A 2,365-nucleotide genomic window follows, 5' to 3' on the forward strand; every position below is an offset into this window, starting at 1 on the left:
CTCGGGGCAGATATCGATCTTACCCCGCAGGACTGGTGTTTGAGGTGAATGAAGGAGTGCATTGCATGGTAGCTTCCCAGAACCACATCGTAAAGGACTGTGGCTACGTGCTGGATGCGGAGAATGCGGCTGAGACGGCTCGTCTTATGCTAAGGGACAGGCTTGTCAACGAGGCGATGGGGGGAGTACTGCCAGAAGGGGTGGAGGGCCGGCAGCTAGGGAGAGTGCTTGACCTGGCGTGTGGACCTGGGGGCTGGGTCCTAGAAACAGCGCAGCGTTATCCGTGGGCGCAAGTGACGGGGATAGACATTAGCGAAACCCTCATCCAATATGCCCGGGCCCAAGCGCAGGTTCAGGGACTAAGCAACGCGCGCTTTGAAGTCATGGATCTCCTGGAGCCATTACCGTTGCCCTCCAATACCTTTGACCTGGTCAACGCTCGCGACCTGACCGGCCTCCTGACGCCCTCCACCTGGCCAAGAGTACTGCGGGAGGCTCTGCGTGTCTGCCGTCCTGGCGGCCTCCTACGGCTCACCGAATTCGAACGCCCAGTGAGCAACGGTGCAGCTTTTATGCAGCTCCAGGAGCTAACCAGGCAAGCCTTTCAGCGAACTGGGCGCAGCTTTCCGCCGTCCAGCCATCATCTAGGAGTTCTACCACGACTCACCTCGCTCCTGCGCGAAGCAGGCTGTTGCCAAGTCCAACAGCGAGCCTACGTCCTCGACTTTTCCAGCGGCAGCGAGGCCCATGAGGCGCTCTGTCGTGGCTACGAGGTTGAACTATTGCTGAGCCGACCCTTTCTCCTGGATGCCGGGGTGACCACAGCGGCTGAATTTGACGCCCTGTATCGTCGTGCCCTCTTAGAGATGCTGGATGAGCACTTTGCCGGTCTCTGTTATATCCTGACCGCCTGGGGAAAGAAGGCCAGCGCGGGAACTGAACTATAAGCCTCTCCCGGCATCCTGGCCTGTCTATCCGCCGCCTGCATCGCGGAAGCTGCGTATGCGCGTACTACAAGTAGCGGGGCAGCTACCTACGGGCATGGCTAGGAGGAGGGGCAGTTGTTGACCGCACCACCAGGGTTGTGGCTAGGCGGAAATGAACCGGCTCAGCGCTCTCGATCGTGGCCGTCATCGAGATCTGGGACGGCTGAGACGGCTGCAGAGAAGCACCGACATAGCGTGCCAGCAGTGGCGAAGCGCGTAGTAGGGTCGCTCCAGAACGCTCAGGGGCCTCTAACAGCGAAAGGAGCAGCTCGAGAGCACACTGTCCCATTTCAGAGAGCGGCTGGCGCACTGTGGTCAAAGGTGGGCGCATATGACCAGAAGAAGAGATATCGTCAAAGCCGACCAGCGAGACATCTTCTGGAATGCGCAGACCGAACTCCTCCGCTGCTCCCATGACACCATAGGCCATCAGGTCGCTCGCAGCAAAGATTGCCGTGGGACGAATGTGTTCTGGCATCGCGAAAAACTGGCAGGCGCAGGCCCGGCCTCCTGGGGGCATAAAGTCGCCTTGCAGGATGAGCGAGGGGTCTAGCGGAATACCATAATCCTGGAGCGCATCGCAGTAGCCCTGGAAACGTTCGCGCGAGACCTGATATTTCAATGGCCCTTGAATATGAGCAATGCGCCGATGGCCCAGCTCAATCAAATGACGTGTCGCCGCATAGGCGCCGGCGCGATTATCTGCAGTAATCCAGGGGATCTGCTCGGGCGGTAGGCCCTGATCATCGAGCAGTACCACAGGCAGGCCCTGCCGTTGCAGCGCAGGCAGGTAGCGCGCCGACTGACCGGGGAAGATCGCTAACAGGCCTACGATGAGGCGGTTCGCCAGAATGCGGTTAATGACATCGCTGCGATCCCGCTCATGATTGCTGGTCTTGATGCTGTAGAGCACCAGCTCATAGCTGGTCTCCTCAACAACCTCGGCAATGCCCCGCATAATGTCAGGGATCAGCGGCCAGGTCAGTGCCGGAACCAGCACCCCGATCAGGTGACCCTTGCCCCCGGCCAGACCCGAGGCAGCCACGCTCGGCACAAAATTATGTTCTTCCATGATACGCAAAACACGCTCACGCGTCACCGGATCGACATCCGGCTTGTGATTGAGCACCCGCGAGACCGTGGCCTTGGAGACACCAGCCAGACGGGCAATATCACTGATCGTCATGCGCTTGCTCATGCTCCTGCCTCACTGCGTCTTGCATGCAGTCTCTGCCCTGCTGTCGTCTTCTGATCGTTACCGGTTACGATACCGGTATCGTAACCGGTTACAAGTTACAGTGTAATAACGAGTGCTTGCTATGTCAAGGGGACGGGACCGAAGTTGGCGGGCAGAAAGGAGCCAGGGGGAGAAATTGCGT

Annotated in this window: 2 protein-coding genes; one reads left to right on the forward strand and one right to left on the reverse strand. The window is 59.1% G+C overall.

Translation table 11 applies throughout. The features are described from left to right. Positions 1 to 65: 65 nt before the first annotated feature. Entirely contained in the window at positions 66 to 947 is an 882-nt protein-coding gene (locus tag IRZ24_RS19445) for a class I SAM-dependent methyltransferase (RefSeq protein WP_297168173.1), read from the forward strand. An 82-nt stretch (positions 948 to 1,029) separates the two neighbouring features. Here IRZ24_RS19445 and IRZ24_RS19450 read toward each other — a convergent pair whose 3' ends face one another. Next, positions 1,030 to 2,172 carry a LacI family DNA-binding transcriptional regulator gene (locus IRZ24_RS19450; RefSeq protein ID WP_297168176.1) on the reverse strand — a complete coding sequence of 381 codons (1,143 nt, stop codon included), beginning with the start codon at positions 2,170 to 2,172 and terminating at the stop codon, positions 1,030 to 1,032. Positions 2,173 to 2,365 lie beyond the last annotated feature (193 nt).

The sequence above is a fragment of the Thermogemmatispora sp. genome (genome assembly GCF_019683755.1).
Classification (GTDB): domain Bacteria; phylum Chloroflexota; class Ktedonobacteria; order Ktedonobacterales; family Ktedonobacteraceae; genus Thermogemmatispora.